General features: G+C 68.5%; 14 protein-coding genes. 12 read left to right on the top strand and 2 right to left on the bottom strand.

What is annotated here, in order from left to right:
• Positions 1-115: 115 nt before the first annotated feature.
• The 9 genes from GDJ08_RS18550 to GDJ08_RS18510 all read left to right on the top strand — a co-directional run bounded on the left by GDJ08_RS18550 (position 116) and on the right by GDJ08_RS18510 (position 9,137).
• The gene (locus GDJ08_RS18550; RefSeq protein WP_017355479.1) at positions 116-748 is read left to right on the top strand and encodes a ParA family protein; all 633 of its coding nucleotides are present in this window, start codon (positions 116-118) and stop codon (positions 746-748) included.
• A gap of 15 nt (positions 749-763) precedes the next feature.
• Positions 764-1,240, top strand: coding sequence for a SixA phosphatase family protein (locus GDJ08_RS18545; protein ID WP_017355480.1), 477 nt, complete (start codon positions 764-766; stop codon positions 1,238-1,240).
• Positions 1,241-1,282: 42 nt separating this feature from the next.
• Positions 1,283-1,837, top strand: coding sequence for a YceI family protein (locus GDJ08_RS18540; RefSeq protein WP_051008581.1), 555 nt, complete (start codon positions 1,283-1,285; stop codon positions 1,835-1,837).
• Complete coding sequence (locus tag GDJ08_RS18535; protein WP_017355482.1) at positions 1,834-3,873, top strand: phospholipase D family protein; 2,040 nt, start codon at positions 1,834-1,836, stop codon at positions 3,871-3,873. Before GDJ08_RS18540 ends, GDJ08_RS18535 begins: the two co-directional genes overlap by 4 nt.
• A 26-nt stretch (positions 3,874-3,899) precedes the next feature.
• Positions 3,900-4,337 (top strand): hotdog fold thioesterase, encoded by a 438-nt coding sequence (locus GDJ08_RS18530; protein ID WP_017355483.1) that lies wholly within the window; start codon positions 3,900-3,902, stop codon positions 4,335-4,337.
• Positions 4,338-4,518: 181 nt separating this feature from the next.
• The gene (locus GDJ08_RS18525) at positions 4,519-5,310 is read left to right on the top strand and encodes a lysophospholipid acyltransferase family protein (RefSeq protein WP_017355484.1); all 792 of its coding nucleotides are present in this window, start codon (positions 4,519-4,521) and stop codon (positions 5,308-5,310) included.
• A 57-nt stretch (positions 5,311-5,367) separates the two neighbouring features.
• Positions 5,368-6,360 (top strand): YheT family hydrolase, encoded by a 993-nt coding sequence (locus tag GDJ08_RS18520; protein WP_026070676.1) that lies wholly within the window; start codon positions 5,368-5,370, stop codon positions 6,358-6,360.
• Positions 6,361-6,445: 85 nt separating this feature from the next.
• A complete protein-coding gene (locus tag GDJ08_RS18515) occupies positions 6,446-8,515 on the top strand; it encodes a tetratricopeptide repeat protein (protein WP_136006751.1) in 2,070 nt (689 codons plus the stop codon).
• A 10-nt stretch (positions 8,516-8,525) separates the two neighbouring features.
• Complete coding sequence (locus tag GDJ08_RS18510; RefSeq protein ID WP_153165459.1) at positions 8,526-9,137, top strand: YbhB/YbcL family Raf kinase inhibitor-like protein; 612 nt, start codon at positions 8,526-8,528, stop codon at positions 9,135-9,137.
• A gap of 48 nt (positions 9,138-9,185) precedes the next feature.
• Here GDJ08_RS18510 and GDJ08_RS18505 read toward each other — a convergent pair whose 3' ends face one another.
• Together GDJ08_RS18505 and GDJ08_RS18500 are read right to left on the bottom strand one after the other, a co-directional pair.
• Positions 9,186-10,031, bottom strand: coding sequence for an META domain-containing protein (locus tag GDJ08_RS18505; RefSeq protein WP_017357052.1), 846 nt, complete (start codon positions 10,029-10,031; stop codon positions 9,186-9,188).
• A 65-nt stretch (positions 10,032-10,096) separates the two neighbouring features.
• A complete protein-coding gene (locus GDJ08_RS18500) occupies positions 10,097-10,891 on the bottom strand; it encodes an undecaprenyl-diphosphate phosphatase (RefSeq protein WP_017357051.1) in 795 nt (264 codons plus the stop codon).
• A gap of 221 nt (positions 10,892-11,112) precedes the next feature.
• Here GDJ08_RS18500 and glnA point away from each other — a divergent pair, with 221 nt between their 5' ends.
• The 3 genes from glnA (at position 11,113) to GDJ08_RS18485 (ending at position 14,618) form a co-directional block, all read left to right on the top strand.
• Positions 11,113-12,522, top strand: a complete 1,410-nt coding sequence (gene glnA / locus GDJ08_RS18495) for a type I glutamate--ammonia ligase (RefSeq protein WP_017357050.1) — start codon at positions 11,113-11,115, stop codon at positions 12,520-12,522.
• A 308-nt stretch (positions 12,523-12,830) separates the two neighbouring features.
• Positions 12,831-13,169 carry a P-II family nitrogen regulator gene (locus GDJ08_RS18490; RefSeq protein WP_165699847.1) on the top strand — a complete coding sequence of 113 codons (339 nt, stop codon included), beginning with the start codon at positions 12,831-12,833 and terminating at the stop codon, positions 13,167-13,169.
• 18 nt (positions 13,170-13,187) lie between these two features.
• Entirely contained in the window at positions 13,188-14,618 is a 1,431-nt protein-coding gene (locus GDJ08_RS18485) for an ammonium transporter (protein ID WP_136006745.1), read from the top strand.
• Positions 14,619-14,742: the final 124 nt, after the last annotated feature.

The raw sequence follows: 14,742 nt of genomic DNA, 5'->3' as shown, positions 1-14,742 counted from the left end.
TTGGATCGGCAACGATAGCAAAGCGCCGTGACCTGCACGGGGTTCAGCCGCGCGACTATCACCGTCACGGAGGGCGGTGTACGCTGCGGCGACGTTTCCCGGAAGCGAGGCTTGCATGAAGACGATTCTGGTGGCCGGTTCCAAGGGCGGGGTGGGCAAGACCACCGTCGCCACCCACCTGGCGGCGCATTCGGCGCTGGAGGGTAAACGGACCGTCCTGGCCGATGCCGACCCGCAGGGCTCCAGCACCCGCTGGGCGCAGCGCCGCTCGGTGCTCGAAAGTGCCGTGCTGCCGATCGACGTGTATCGCAGGAAGCAGTGGGAGCGCCTGCTCCCGGAGGGTACCGAGCAGGTCATCATCGATGCCCCGGCCGGTGCCCTGGCCGATGATCTGCCCCATTTCCTCGACGTGGCCGATGCGGTGGTGGTGCCGGTGCTGCCTTCCGCGCTGGACATCGAAGCCATCGTCGGTTTCCTCAACAGCCTGTCGCGGGTCCCCCGCGTGCACAACCGGAGCCTGCCGGTGGGGCTGGTGCTCAACCGCACCAAGCCGTGGACGCAGACCTCCCAGCAGGCGATCCAGATGTTGTCCGAATGGCCTTACGAGGTGGTTGCGCAGTTGCGCGACAGCCAGAGCTATGTGGTGATGGTCGGGTTGGGGCGGAGTCTGTTCGACTACCGCTCGGCCCAGGTGCGCGAGCACCAGAGTGACTGGGAGCCGCTGTTGAAGTGGCTGAAGAACGCCTGATACGGAAGAGATCCCATGCGAGAACTGATTCTGCTGCGCCATGCCCATGCCGAAGCCGCCAGCACCGGCCAGGCCGACCTGGACCGCCCGCTGTCTCCGGTCGGGCTGGCCGAAGCCGAGGCCGCCGGCCGCTGGCTCAAGGACAACAATCTGCTGCCGGACTGCGTGCTGTGCTCGCCGGCCCGCCGCACCCGCGAGACCCTTGAAGCGGTGCTGGGCGTGACCGGCTTCGTGGAAAAGCGGCTGGAAGATGCCGTATACGACGCCACCCCGGGCACCTTGGCCGGGTTGATCGATGACCGCCGCGAGGTCGACCGGCTGCTCGTGGTCGGCCACAACCCCGGCCTGGAGCGCCTGGTGGCCTTGATGAGCGAGGGCAGCACCAGCGACTACCGCGGCATGCCGCCGGCCGGCATCGCGGTGCTTGCCTTCGACCGCGAGGCCTCCATCGAACCGGGCGTGGCCCGCTTGACCGCCTTCTGGTGGCCGTAACCGGTGGCAGCAGTTCGCGCCGTACTGGGCTGGCTGGCCCTGCTGGCGGCCGGGGTGGCCTGTGCCGAACCGCCGGCACCGGTGCCCGTGGCCCGTTCGCTGGCACTGGATACGGCCCAGTCGCGGTTCGGGTTCGAGATCCGGACCCGGCTGGGGCAGCGCATCGAGGGGGTGTTCCCGCGGTTTGAGGGGCGCATCGAGGTACTGTCCGACGGTCGTCACCAGGTCCACCTGCGGATGTTCACCCGCTACGTGGAGATCCCCGGCAAGCCGCGCTACACCGGCTGGATGCGCGGCGACGAGTTCTTCGACGCCGACCGCTACCCGGTGGTGGAGTTCGACTCGGTGCCGTACTGGCCCGAGGTGGTCGACAAGGGCGGGGCCATCGAAGGCCGGCTGATCCTGCGGGGGGTCAGCCACCCGGAGACCCTGCGCGTGGAAAAAGCCGAATGCCCCCGGGCCGGGTATGATTGCGACGTGGTCAGCCGTGGCAACGTTCAACGTGGCCGCTATGGCATGGACAGTTGGCAGCTAGCCCTGAGTGATCGAGTGACCTTTGTATTGCGTGCGCGTCTGAGCGAGGCGCCGAAACCGTGAATCTACTGCTGCGGCTTGGTTTGCTGGCAACCCTGTTGCTGGCCGGCGGCTGTGCGTCGCTGTCCAACGCGGAGCGCGACCGCGCGGCCGGCATTGCCGTGCAGGCGCGCTCCACGGCGGTGGACTGCGACCGCCCCGACCGCTGCGCGCTGGATTCGCCGCTGCGCGCGCTGGGCGGGCGGGCGTTCGCCGAGTCCCTGCCCGATGCACCGCGCCACTACGCCACCATCGTCGACGAGGGCGAGGCCTCGCTGGTGGCGCGCCTGAACCTGATCCGCAGCGCCTCGCGCAGCATCGACCTGCAGACCTACATCTTCGACAAGGACGACAGCGCCCGGCTGATCCTGGACGAACTGCTGGGCGCGGCCCGGCGCGGGGTCAAGGTGCGGGTGCTGATCGACCAGCTGTCGGCGATCTCCGACCTGGAGATCCTCGGCGCGCTTGCCGGCAGCCATCAGAATTTCGAACTGCGCGTCTACAACCCGACCTTCGGCAAGGCGCGGCTGAACTACTTCGACTACGCCGGCAGCGTGCTGTGCTGCTTCCGGCGCTTCAACCAGCGCATGCACAACAAGCTGCTGGTGGTCGACGACGCGCTCGGCATGGTCGGCGGGCGCAACTACCAGGACGACTATTACGACTGGGACGCCGAGTACAACTTCCGCGATCGCGACGTGGTGGTCGCCGGCCCCGAAGTGCGCGAGATGGCGGCCAACTTCGACGCGTTCTGGCGCGCGCCACGCAGTGTGCCGGCCGAGCGCCTGAACGATGTCGGCCGCACCCTGCTGCGACAGGGCGTGCCGGCGATGCCGCCGACCGGTTTCCGGCGTCCGGAGCGGGTCGCGCGGGTGAGTGCCGAAGCCGACGACCCGGCCTTCATCACGCGCACATTCGTCGATACCGCCCTGCCGGTGGCGGCGGTCCAGTACGTGGCCGACCTGCCACGCAAGCACCGCCGCGAGCGCGCCAGCCAACCGGCCAACGGCCAGCACGTGACCGAGCCGCAGTTGGATGCGCTGATTGCCGGCGCCCGGTCCGAAGTGCTGCTGCAGACACCCTACCTGGTGCTGTCCAAGCCGGCCCGGACGCTGTTCCGCGAGCTGCGCAAGCGGCCGCAGGCACCGCGCATCGTGGTGTCCACCAACAGCCTGGCCGCCACCGACAACCCCATCGTGTACGCGCTGTCCTACAAGTACAAACGCCGCAACCTGCGCGAGCTGGGTTTCAACATCTACGAATACAAGCCGTTCCCGCTGGATGCGCCGGTGGACTACCGCAACCTGTTGCCGGCACCGCTGGGCGAAGCCACGCCCGGTGAAGGCCGGCGCAGCAGCCTGATCGGTGGCAGCGCGGCCGGCAGCAACGCACACGGTGGCAGCAGCGGCAGTGGCAGTGAACGCAGCATCACCGCGCGTCGTAACGGCACCCGCGACAGCAGCCCGAGCGGCCGCCGTCGTGGTACCGACGGCAGCGAGGTCGAGCGCCGCGTGCTGCGCGCCGAAACGCGCCCTTCGTTCCTGGGCACCAAGGCGGTCAACAAGCCGCTGCCGGTCACCCGCACCGGCGCGCGCATGGGGCTGCACGCCAAGTCGATGGTGGTGGACCGCCGCATCGGTGTGATCGGCACGCACAACTTCGATCCGCGCAGCGAGAACTACAACACCGAAGGCGCGGTGATCATCGACGACCCGGTGTTCGCCGAGCAGCTTGCCCAGAGCATCCTGCGCGACATCGACCCGAAGAACTCCTGGACGGTGGCACCGCGCGCCAAGCCGCCGGTGTTGTCCGGCCTGAACTACAGCGTCGGCAAGGCCTCCGAGGCGCTGCCCGTGCTGGATTTCTGGCCGTGGCGCTACGCCACCGATTACGAATTCCAGCCCGGTCCGGACTGCCCCCGGCCGCTGCCCCGCCAGGACGCCAACTTCCACGCGTGCTACACCGCCGTGGGCGACTTCCCCGAAGTCAACGTCGGCCCGAAGTGGCTGCTGGTGCGCATGCTGACCGCGTTCGGCGCGGGGCTGGTACCGATTCTTTGAACGCTTACGTCTGACGGAGACACGGCATGACCCAGGTATTCCGCGAGGCAGTGTCCATCGAGGCACTCAACGCGCTGAGCCGCAACACCCTGATCGAGCACCTGGGCATCGTGTTCACCGCGGCCGGCGAGGACTGGGTCAGCGCCACCATGCCGGTGGACGAACGCACCCGCCAGCCGTACGGCATCCTGCACGGTGGCGCTTCGGTGGTGCTGGCCGAAACCCTCGGCAGCAGTGCCGGCAACCTGTGCGTGGACACCACCCAGCAGGTCTGCGTCGGCCTGGAGATCAACGCCAACCACATCCGTGCGATGCGCGGCGGCCTCGTCACCGGTACCGCGCGCGCGGTGCATGTCGGGCGCAGCACGCATGTGTGGGACATCCGCATCGAAGATGACGCGGGTCGCCTGGTGTGCACGTCGCGGCTGACCCTGGCGGTGGTGCCGGCGGTACGGCCGGGCTGATCGACGCACCGCACGGATGCTGTGTTGCGCCGGTCGGCTCAGTGCGCCGGCGCACTGACGGCGGGGGCGTTGTGCCGTGGATGGGCAGTGGCTTGACCGGGGCCGGCGGCTGGCCCCGGCATGTCATCGATCTGACCGCTATACGCTGGCAGAGCCTGCGGCGCTCGGGTATCGTTCGCGGATGACTTCCCCCACCCCGGCCCCACGTGGCGGCGTGGCGCGTGTGTGCCGCTACCTGTACCGCGTACCGCTGCTGCTGGTCCACCTGTTGCTGTTCCTGCCGCTGACCCTGATCGGCATGCTGCCGCCGTGGGGGCGCCTCCGCGTGGGTGGCCGTCCCTTGGAACATGCGGTGGTCAACGCCTGGTCCGGCGGCCTGATGTGGATCTTCGGCTTCCGCACGCGCCGCATCGGCGAGCCGTTGCCGGGCGCGGTGCTGTTCGTGGCCAACCACGTCAGCTGGGTCGACATTTCCATGCTGCACAGCCAGCGCATGATGGGCTTTGTGGCCAAGCGCGAAATCGCCGGCTGGCCGGTGGTCGGCTGGCTCGCCGCACGCGGCCAGACCATCTTCCACCAGCGCGGCAGTACCGAGTCGCTGGGCGGGGTGATGCAGGCGATGGTGGTCCGGCTGCGCGAGGGCCATGCCGTCGGCGTGTTCCCCGAAGGCCGCACCCGCGGCGGCCACGATGTCGGGCCGTTCCATGCGCGCATCTTCCAGGCCGCGGTCGAAACCCAGGTGCCGGTGCAGCCGGTGGCGCTGCGCTACGGCCATCACGGCGATGCGCAGACGATTGTCGCCTTCGGCCCCGGCGAGAGTTTCTTCGCCAATTTCCTGCGCCTGCTGGGCGAACCCGCACGCCGGGCCGAGGTGCATTTCCTCGCGCCCATCGACACCCATGATCTGGACGGCCGTCGCCGCATCGCCGAAACCTCGCGTGCGCGCATCCTGGCGGCCATGACTGCCGAGTAGGGCGATGGCGCTTCTTCACGCGCCAGCGTCGGAGGCCGGAGCAGGCTCGCGCCCATGTTGACCGCTGCCGACTACCGTCCGCCGCGTTGGCTGCGCAATCCGCACCTGCAGTCGATGCTCAGTTCCAGCCGCATGCGCATGCAGCGCGGCCTGATGCTGCTGGCCGCGACCGGGGCGGTGACTGAAGAGCTGATCCTGGATGGCGGCGAAGGCGTGCGACTGCAGGGCTGGCACAGCCGCATCGACGACCGCGAGCCGGTCGGCATGGCGCTGCTGCTGCACGGGTGGGAAGGCAGCGCGGAGTCGAGCTACATGCGCATGACTGCCGCGCGCATGCTCGAGGAAGGGTACGACGTGGTCCGGTTGAACTTCCGCGACCACGGCAACACCCATCACCTCAATCCCGGCATCTTCCACTCCAACCGCATCGATGAAGTGGTGCAGGCCGCCGGCGACATCGCGCGGCGCTGGCCCTCCCTGCCGCTGGTGGCGGCGGGCTATTCGCTGGGCGGCAACTTCGTGCTGCGTCTGGCGCTGCGTGCGCCCTCGGCGGGCGTGCCGCTGCGGCGGGTGGCCTCGGTGTGCCCGGTGCTGGATCCGGCGATCACGATGGAAAGCATCGAGAACGGTCCGGCGATGTACGACTGGTATTTCCGGCGCAAATGGGCCGGTTCGCTGCGCCGCAAGCGCGATCTCTTCCCGGAGCTGAGCGACTGGGATGACCGCGTGCTCAAGCTGGACATCCGCGCGCTGACCGCATGGCTGGTCGAACACCACACCGATTTCGGCTCGCTGCAGGCGTACTTCGACGGCTACTCCATCGCCGGCGACCGCTTGGCCGGGCTGGAAGTGCCGGCCGACATCCTGATGGCGCAGGACGACCCGGTGATCCCGTTCGCCACCTTCAACGGCTGGCGACTGCCGGCCCACGCCCACCTGGAAATCGCCCCGTGGGGCGGCCATTGCGGCTTCCTGGAGAACTGGCGCGGCGATGGCTTCTCCGAGCGCTGGGTCGCCCAGCGCCTGCGCCTGGAAGCGCTGCCGCGCTGAGCCCGGAGCCGGCCGATCGCCCGGAATGTCGGCAGCGACCCCGGCGCGACCCTACAATCGGGGTTTGACCCCAAGCTGGACCGTCATGCAAGACAAGATCATTCAAGCCCTGCGCCGCAACGCGGTGGACGATGCCGTGCAGCTGGCCCGCGAGTGGACCGCGGCCGAACCGACCCAGCCGCAGGCCCATCGCCTGCTGGCCCTGGCGCTGCAGCAGCAGGATCAGCTCGAACCGGCCCTGGAGAGCCTGCAGCAGGCGCTGGCGCTGGCCCCGGACGATGCCGACCTGCACCTGATGCAGGCCGGCCTGTTGATGGCGCTGCGTCAGTTCGAGGCCGCCGGCTCGGCGCTGGACCGCACCGCCGCGCTCAACCCCAACGAACTGTCGGCCTACCTGATGCAGGCCCACCTGGCGCTGGGCCGCAACGACGTGGACGAAGCCGAGCGCCTGGCGCGCCTGGCCAGCCGCATCGAGGAAGACCACCCTGAAGTGGCCGCCATCAACGGCATGGTGGCGCTGCGCCGTGGCGAGGGCGACCGTGCCCTGGCCCTGCTGTCGGCCGCCAGCGAAGCCATGCCGGGCGACTCGCGCGTGTTGTACGCGCTCGGTTTTGCCTACCTGGGCAAGGACATGCTGGCCTTCGCCGAACAGGCGTTCCGCCGCGTGCTTGAGCTCAATCCCACGCTGACCACGCTGCAGGGCCTGGTCGTGCAGTTGGCGCTGCGCCAGGGCCACGTGGACAGCGCGGCGGCCATGATGGGCCCGATGCTGGCCGCCCCGGGCGGCGACAGCGTGGCCATGCGCCGCCTGGCCGGCGAACTGGCGCTGCAGTCCGGGCAACCGCTGCAGGCGCTGGAGCATCTGCTGCCCGCACTGGAGCAGGCTCCCTCGGACCGCCAGGTGCTGCAGCTGCTGCTCATGTGCTGGCAGCGACTTGGCCGCGAACAGCAGGCCCGCGAGCATCTGGACGCCGCGCTGGAATCGCACCCGGAGGTGCACGACCTGTGGCTGGCGCGCCTGTCGGTGGAGTCGGTGGGCAGCGATGAGGCCGTGGCGGTCACCGAACGCTGGCTGCAGGCGATGCCGGTGCATCTGCCGGCGCTGGAAACGCGCATGCGCCTGCACGACATGGCCAAGGACGTGGACGGCGCCGAGGCGGTGGCCCGCCGCATCGTCGCGCTCGAACCCGGCCGTGCCAGCGGCGAGACCCGCATCGTCGAAGCGCTGCTGAAGCGCGATCCGGCCGCCGCCGTGGTGCATGTCCAGCAGTTCATCGAACAGGCCCCGGCCGAGGCCCGCGATGGCCTGCGGTCGTGGCTGGGCGCGGTGCAGGACCGTGCCGGCCAGCACCGTGACGCGCTCGACACCTGGCTGGGCGTGCACGCGGCGCAGTCGCCGCAGCGTCTGCCGCTGCCGCCGCAGGCCAAGGCGCCGCTGAGCTGGCCGGATCTGGCGCCAGTGGGCGACGACGTCAGCGCCCGCCCGATGTTCGTGTGGGGCGCCCCGGGCTCCGGCGTGGAGCGGGTGATCGCCGGCATCGCCGCGGCCAGCCCGGTGCTGCGCGGCGACCGGTTCGGCCCGACCCCGCCCGACGATGCCTTCCAGAGCTACCACACGCTGCAGGAGCTCTCGACCGGCAAGCTGACCCCGGAGCGTCTGGTCGAGCAGTGGCGTGAAACCCTGCCCGCGCGCGGCCTGGCCGACGGCACCGTGATCGACTGGCTGCTGTGGTGGGACAACGCCCTGCTGTGGGCACTGCGTCCGCAGCTGCCGGAAGGCCGCCTGCTGGTGGCACTGCGCGATCCGCGCGACATGCTGCTGGACTGGATGGCCTTCGGCGCCCCGGCACCGTTCGCGGTGAACTCGCTCAACGAAGCCGCCGAATGGCTGGCCCGCGCACTGGCCCAGGTGGCCACGCTGCACGAGCAGAGCCTGTACCCGCATGTGCTGCTGCGCATCGACGACATCGGCAACGATGCCGGCGCGATGGCACACCGCCTGGAAACGCTGTTCGGCGTGCGCTTCCCGCCGGCCGACACCCTCGGCCCGGCACGCCTGCCGCCCGGCCACTGGCGCCAGTACCGCGACATCATGGCCAGCGCGTTCGCCCTGCTCACCCCGGTGGCGGTGCGTCTGGGTTACCCGGAAGAGTGAGGACGATCCCATGCATCTGACCAGCAACAGCCTGATCAGCGGCCAGCCGATCGCCGCGACCTTCGCGGCCGGCGACGCCCACGGTTTCGCCGGCAACCGCAACCCGCACTTGGCCTGGGACGATGTCCCGGCCGGCACGCGCGCGTTCGCGCTGCTGTGCATCGATCCGGACGTGCCGACCGTGCCCGGAACGGTCGGCCGTTCCGACTGCACCGTGCCGCGCGACCAGCCGCGCGGCGATTTCACCCACTGGGCAATGGCCGACATCCCCGCCGACGTGCGTGAGCTCGCCGAAGGCAGCTGCAGCGACGGGTTCACCGTGAAGGGCAAGGTGGCCCCGGCCGGTCCGCCGGGCGCACGCCAGGGTCTGAACGACTTCACCGGCTGGTTTGCCGGCAACCCGGACATGGCCGGGCAGTACCTGGGCTATGACGGCCCGTACCCGCCGTTCAACGACGAGCGCGTGCACCGGTATTTCTTCCGCGTGTTCGCCCTGGACGTGGCGCAGCTCGCGCTGCCCACCCCGTTCACCGCTGCCGATGTGCACCGTGCGATGCAGGGCCACATCCTGGCCGAAGCGGCGCTGCACGGGACCTACACCCTCAATCCCGCGCTGGCCTGAAGCACGGACAGGTGCCGGCCCCAGGCCGGCACCTCCCCTGCGGCGGCCTTACTTCTTCTCGTTCGCCGACTCGACCACCATGTCCAGCACATACGCGACGGAGGAACCGTCGGCCGGCGGGTTGGCGATCTTGTAGCGCTTCACGCGCACCACGTTGCGCACGCCATCTTCGTGGGTGTAGCCCTCGATGGTGCCGTAGAAGTTCTCGAACTCACCCGGCGTGCCCTGCTTGAGGCCCTTGTCGTCGAAGGCCACTTCGCGGGTCTGCAGGCACTGCATGTTCGGGATCAGCGGGTGCGAGCACGGCTTGGTCTGCGCGGCCACTTCCAGGAACACCGTCTCGCCCGGGCCGCCGTAGCGGGTTTCGGCGGTCGGCTCGGGGGTGAACACCAGCACGTCGCCGCTGGCGGTACGCAGGGTCAGCTGGCCTTCGCCAGCCAGTTCGGTCTTCAGCGCACCTTCCAGGCGGCTGCCGATGGCCTGGTCGAGCGCCATCAGCGCCTTGTCGGTGCAGGCCATCATGGTCGAGGCCATCGGCGACACGGTCAGCGTGCCGTCGGCCAACGTGTAGCTGCCGCCCATGCGGTTGCAGGTGTTGCTCACTGCGATGCGGCCATCCTGGAAGTCCAGCGTGACCGGCTTGTCCTCGCGGGCGAACAGCGCATCCACGCGCTTGCCGCTGGCATCGGTGGCGCTGTCCAGGCGCCAGTGGTTGCCCTGCAGGCGCTGCGCGTCCAGTGCCGCAACGGCCTTCTGATCGGCTGCGGCGGTCGGGGCCGGAGCCAGGTCATCGCCGCCGGTACCGGCAGGTGCGGTGGCGGACGGGTTGCTGCAGGCGGCCAGCAGGGCCAGCGGCAGGATCAGCATCAGGTTGCGGTTGCGGTTCATGCACATCTCCTTGGGAACCAGGGGAAAAACGCCGGGGCGTGGAAAACGGGGTTGTCGCGCGGCGGGTCTGTTCAGTTGCCAGCCGGCAACCACAACAACAGCGCGGCGCCCAGCACGATCCGGTACAGCGCGAACGCGGTGAAACGGTGGCCCTTGATGTAGCCCAGCAGCCACTTCACTACGACGAAGCCGGTGATGACCGCGGCAACGAAGGCCACGCCCACATCGGTCCAGTTCTCGGTGGCGAGCTTGCCGTCCTTGGCCAGTTCCAGGAATGCGTAGGCGCTGGCGGCGAACATGGTCGGGATGCCCACCAGGAACACGAACTCGGTGGCGGCCGCGCGGCGGCTGAGCCCGAACAGCATGGCGATGAAGATCGCCGCAGCCGAACGCGAGGTGCCCGGGAACACGCCGGCCACCACCTGGGCCAGGCCCACCAGCACCGCCACTTTCCAGGTGACCGTATCGCGATCGGGCAATCGCGCGGCGCGCGCTTCCACCAGGATCATCCAGATCCCGCCGATGATCAGCGCCCAGGCCACCGGCGTGACCGTCTCGGGCAGTTCCCAGCCGGCCAGGCGGACCGGCAGGCCGACCACGGCGGTGACCAGGAACGCGGTGCCGAGCTTGAGCACGTAGTCGCGGTTGTCACGCTGGTGCAGCCCGGTGGCCAGCGACCACAGGCGCTGCCGGAACACCAGCGTGATGGCCAGGATCGCACCGGCCTGGATGACGATGTTGAAGAAGTCCGAGCGCGCGCCGAGCCAGTGCTGGGCGATCAGCAGGTGGCCGGTGCTGGAGATCGGCAGGAATTCGGTGAGGCCTTCGAGAATGCCCAACAGGAGGGCGGAGAGCAGGTCGGACATCGGCGGGCTGGGGCTCGGAAAGGGTGAAATCGCGGTAGAGCATAGAACATCAAACCGCGCACCAAATGTGTGCGTGGTGCGGCCATTGCACCGTTATGGTGCGCACGGTTCAGCCGCCAGCAGGGCAGGTGTTCAATGAAATCATGGGGTTAGCTCGCGATAAAAGTTGGCACGCCGATTGCTCTATCCAAGTACGCAATCATCCATCCGAGGTTTCACCGATGTCCGTGGAAAATGTTGAGAAGCTGATCAAGGACAACCAGATCGAGTTCGTCGACCTGCGTTTCGTCGATATGCGCGGTATCGAGCAGCACGTCACCTTCCCCGTCGGCATCGTGGAGCCGGCCCTGTTTGAAGAAGGCAAGATGTTCGACGGCAGCTCGATCGCCGGCTGGAAGGGCATCAATGAGTCGGACATGGTCCTGCTGCCGGATCCGGCCAGCGCCTACATCGACCCGTTCTATGCCGACCCGACCCTGGTGATCAGCTGCGACATCCTCGACCCGGCCACCATGCAGCCGTACGGCCGCTGCCCGCGCGGCATCGCCAAGCGCGCCGAGGCCTACCTGAAGTCCTCCGGCATCGCCGAGCAGGCCTTCTTCGGTCCGGAGCCGGAGTTCTTCATCTTCGATTCGGTGCGCTTCGCCAACGACATGGGCCACACCTTCTTCAAGATCGATTCCGAAGAAGCGGCCTGGAGCACCGGCGACAAGTACGACGGCGCAAACAGCGGCTACCGTCCGGCGGTGAAGGGCGGCTACTTCCCCGTCCCGCCGACCGACTCGCTGCACGACCTGCGCGCTGAAATGTGCAAGACGCTGGAACAGGTCGGCATCGAAGTGGAAGTGCAGCATCACGAAGTGGCCACCGCCGGCCAGTGCGAAATCGGCACCAAGTTCAGCACCCTGGTGCAGAAGGCCGATGAGCTGCTGCGCATGAAGCACGTGATCAAGAACGTCGCCCACCGCAACGGCAAGACCGCCACCTTCATGCCCAAGCCGATCGTCGGCGACAACGGCAGTGGCATGCACGTGCACCAGTCGCTGTCCAAGGGCGGCGTCAACCTGTTCTCCGGCGACGGCTACGGCGGCCTGTCGCAGATGGCGCTGTGGTACATCGGCGGCATCTTCAAGCACGCCAAGGCCATCAACGCCTTCGCCAACGCCGGCACCAACAGCTACAAGCGCCTGGTCCCGGGCTTCGAAGCGCCGGTGATGCTGGCCTATTCGGCCCGCAACCGTTCGGCCTCGTGCCGCATTCCGTGGGTGTCCAACCCGAAGGCGCGCCGCATTGAAATGCGCTTCCCCGATCCGATCCAGTCCGGCTACCTGACCTTCACCGTGCTGATGATGGCCGGCCTGGACGGCATCCGGAACCAGATCGACCCGGGCGCACCGAGCGACAAGGACCTGTACGACCTGCCGCCGGAAGAAGAGAAGCTGATTCCGCAGGTCTGCTCCTCGCTGGACCAGGCCCTGGAAGCGCTGGACAAGGATCGCGAGTTCCTCAAGGCCGGCGGCGTGATGAGCGACGACTTCATCGACGGCTACATCGCGCTGAAGATGCAGGAAGTGACCCGCTTCCGCGCGGCGACCCATCCGCTCGAATACCAGATGTACTACGCCAACTGAGCACCTGGCGACGATGACGAAGGACTTCCCTCCCACCTTCGTCGTCGTCGCCGCTTTGCAGAAATGCGGCGTGGCTGGGGAGCCACATCGCACGCAACACGTTTCACCAGGGGCAAGAGAGACCGGACGCGCATGGGCCCTTCCTCCCTCCCGCGTCACCGCTGGCGCCGCCCTTCGTGGGTGTCGGCACTGGCGTGGCCCATGCAACGTTCGGCGCAACGACCGGCGGCCATGTGCAAGTGGTCGCCGGTCGACCTGACATCGGCCTGCACGCGCGGGCCGGTTCCATCCACCATCGGGATATGCGCATGAAACTGATCTCCGCCATCATCCGGCCGTTCAAGCTCGACGAGGTCCGCGAGGCCCTCTCCGATGCGGGCGTGTCGGGCATCACCGTGACCGAGGTCAAGGGTTTCGGTCGCCAGAAGGGCCACACCGAGTTGTATCGCGGCGCGGAGTACGTCGTGGATTTCCTGCCGAAGATCAAGATTGAAACCGTGGTCACCGACGACCGGCTGGACGCGGTGATCGAAGCGATCCAGAACGCGGCCGGCACCGGCAAGATCGGCGACGGCAAGATCTTCGTCACCGCGGTCGAGCAGGTCGTCCGCATCCGCACCGGCGAAATCGGCGCCGACGCGCTCTAACCCCCTTCGGAGCCCACAATGAAGACTTCTCTGTTCACCGGGTGGCAAGCCCGGTTCCATGCCGTGTGCCTGATGATGCTGGTCAGCGCCCTGGCCGTTGGCGCGTTCTCCGGCAAGGCGCATGCGCAGGCGCAGGTCACCCCGGCGCCGTCGGAAACCGTCGCCGTCGAGCCGCTCGCGACCGCGCAGGCGGTGCCGGTCGCCGAGGTGGCCGCCGCGGCCGCGCCCGCCTTCGATCACGGCGATGTGGCCTGGATGCTGACCTCCACGCTGCTGGTGCTGCTGATGGTGGTGCCCGGCCTGGCCCTGTTCTACGGCGGCCTGGTGCGGTCCAAGAACGTCCTGTCGATCCTCAGCCAGATTCTGGTGGTGTTCTCGCTGGTGCTGATGCTGTGGGTGGCCTACGGCTACAGCGCGGTGTTCAGCCAGGGCAACGCCTTCTTCGGCTCGTTCACCGAGTTCGCGTTCCTCAAAGGCTTCGCGCCGGATTCGGTGGGCAACACGCCGATCAAGGGCCTGCCGGACTATCTGTTCGTCGCTTTCCAGTCCACCTTCGCCGGCATCACCACCGCCCTGATCGTCGGCGCCTTCGCCGAACGCATCAAGTTCAAAGCGGTGCTGCTGTTCTCGGCATTGTGGTTCACCCTGAGCTACATCCCGATGGCGCACATCGTCTGGGGCGGCGGCTATCTGGGTGAGATGGGCGCGATCGACTTCGCCGGCGGCACCGTGGTGCACATCAATGCCGGCGTGGCGGGCCTGGTCGGCGCGTACTTCGTCGGCAAGCGCATCGGCTACGGCCAGACCGCGTTGAAGCCGCACAACGTACCGTTCACCTACATCGGCGCGATGCTGCTGTGGGTGGGCTGGTTCGGCTTCAACGCCGGCTCGGCCGCCGCTGCCGATACCGTCGCCTCGCTCGCCTTCATCAACACCATCCTCGCCACGGCCGCAGCGGTGCTTGGCTGGACGCTGGTGGAAGCGGTGAGCAAGGGCAAGCCGTCGGCCCTGGGCGCGGCCTCCGGCGCAGTGGCCGGCCTGGTCGGCATCACCCCGGCCTGCGGCACCGTGGGCCCGCTCGGCGCGATCGTGATCGGCCTGGTCGCCGGCGTGGTCTGCGTGTGGGGCGTCACCGGCCTCAAGCGTCTGCTGCGCGTGGACGACACTGCCGACGTGTTCGGCGTGCACGGCATCGGCGGCATCGTCGGCGCCATCCTCACCGGTGTGTTCAGCGCGCAGTCGCTGGGCGGCACCAAGGCCGACCTCGACATCGGCCACCAGGTCTGGGTGCAGCTGGTCAGCGTCGGCTTCACCATCGTCTGGTGCGCCGTAGTGACCGTGGCGATCCTGCTGGTGGTGCGCATGGTGTTCGGCCTGCGCGTGAGCGAGGAAGCAGAACGCACCGGTCTGGACGTCACCTCGCACGGCGAATCTGCGTACGAAGCCTGACGGCCTCGCACGCGCGCACAGTCCACGTGACCCCGCGCCGACGCATGACGTAGTGCCGGGCCCTGCCCCGTGCCATGCCCGGTGCCCGCGTGCCGATCGCACCGGCCAGGCCCTGCAGCGCCTG

This window comes from Stenotrophomonas nematodicola, from assembly GCF_009467805.1.
Lineage (GTDB): Bacteria > Pseudomonadota > Gammaproteobacteria > Xanthomonadales > Xanthomonadaceae > Stenotrophomonas > Stenotrophomonas nematodicola.
Note: the sequence above shows the minus strand (reverse complement) of the source record. Positions and strands in the feature narration are given on the sequence as shown.

What these genes read in the sequence shown, in the direction of transcription:
- GDJ08_RS18550 (WP_017355479.1), top strand. Translation starts at nt 116, where the DNA reads ATGAAGACGATTCTGGTGGCCGGTTCCAAGGGCGGGGTGGGCAAGACC.
- GDJ08_RS18545 (WP_017355480.1), top strand. Translation starts at nt 764, where the DNA reads ATGCGAGAACTGATTCTGCTGCGCCATGCCCATGCCGAAGCCGCCAGC.
- GDJ08_RS18530 (WP_017355483.1), top strand. Translation starts at nt 3,900, where the DNA reads ATGACCCAGGTATTCCGCGAGGCAGTGTCCATCGAGGCACTCAACGCG.
- GDJ08_RS18525 (WP_017355484.1), top strand. Translation starts at nt 4,519, where the DNA reads ATGACTTCCCCCACCCCGGCCCCACGTGGCGGCGTGGCGCGTGTGTGC.
- GDJ08_RS18515 (WP_136006751.1), top strand. Translation starts at nt 6,446, where the DNA reads ATGCAAGACAAGATCATTCAAGCCCTGCGCCGCAACGCGGTGGACGAT.
- GDJ08_RS18510 (WP_153165459.1), top strand. Translation starts at nt 8,526, where the DNA reads ATGCATCTGACCAGCAACAGCCTGATCAGCGGCCAGCCGATCGCCGCG.
- GDJ08_RS18505 (WP_017357052.1), bottom strand. Translation starts at nt 10,031, where the DNA reads ATGTGCATGAACCGCAACCGCAACCTGATGCTGATCCTGCCGCTGGCC.
- GDJ08_RS18500 (WP_017357051.1), bottom strand. Translation starts at nt 10,891, where the DNA reads ATGTCCGACCTGCTCTCCGCCCTCCTGTTGGGCATTCTCGAAGGCCTC.
- glnA (WP_017357050.1), top strand. Translation starts at nt 11,113, where the DNA reads ATGTCCGTGGAAAATGTTGAGAAGCTGATCAAGGACAACCAGATCGAG.
- GDJ08_RS18490 (WP_165699847.1), top strand. Translation starts at nt 12,831, where the DNA reads ATGAAACTGATCTCCGCCATCATCCGGCCGTTCAAGCTCGACGAGGTC.
- GDJ08_RS18485 (WP_136006745.1), top strand. Translation starts at nt 13,188, where the DNA reads ATGAAGACTTCTCTGTTCACCGGGTGGCAAGCCCGGTTCCATGCCGTG.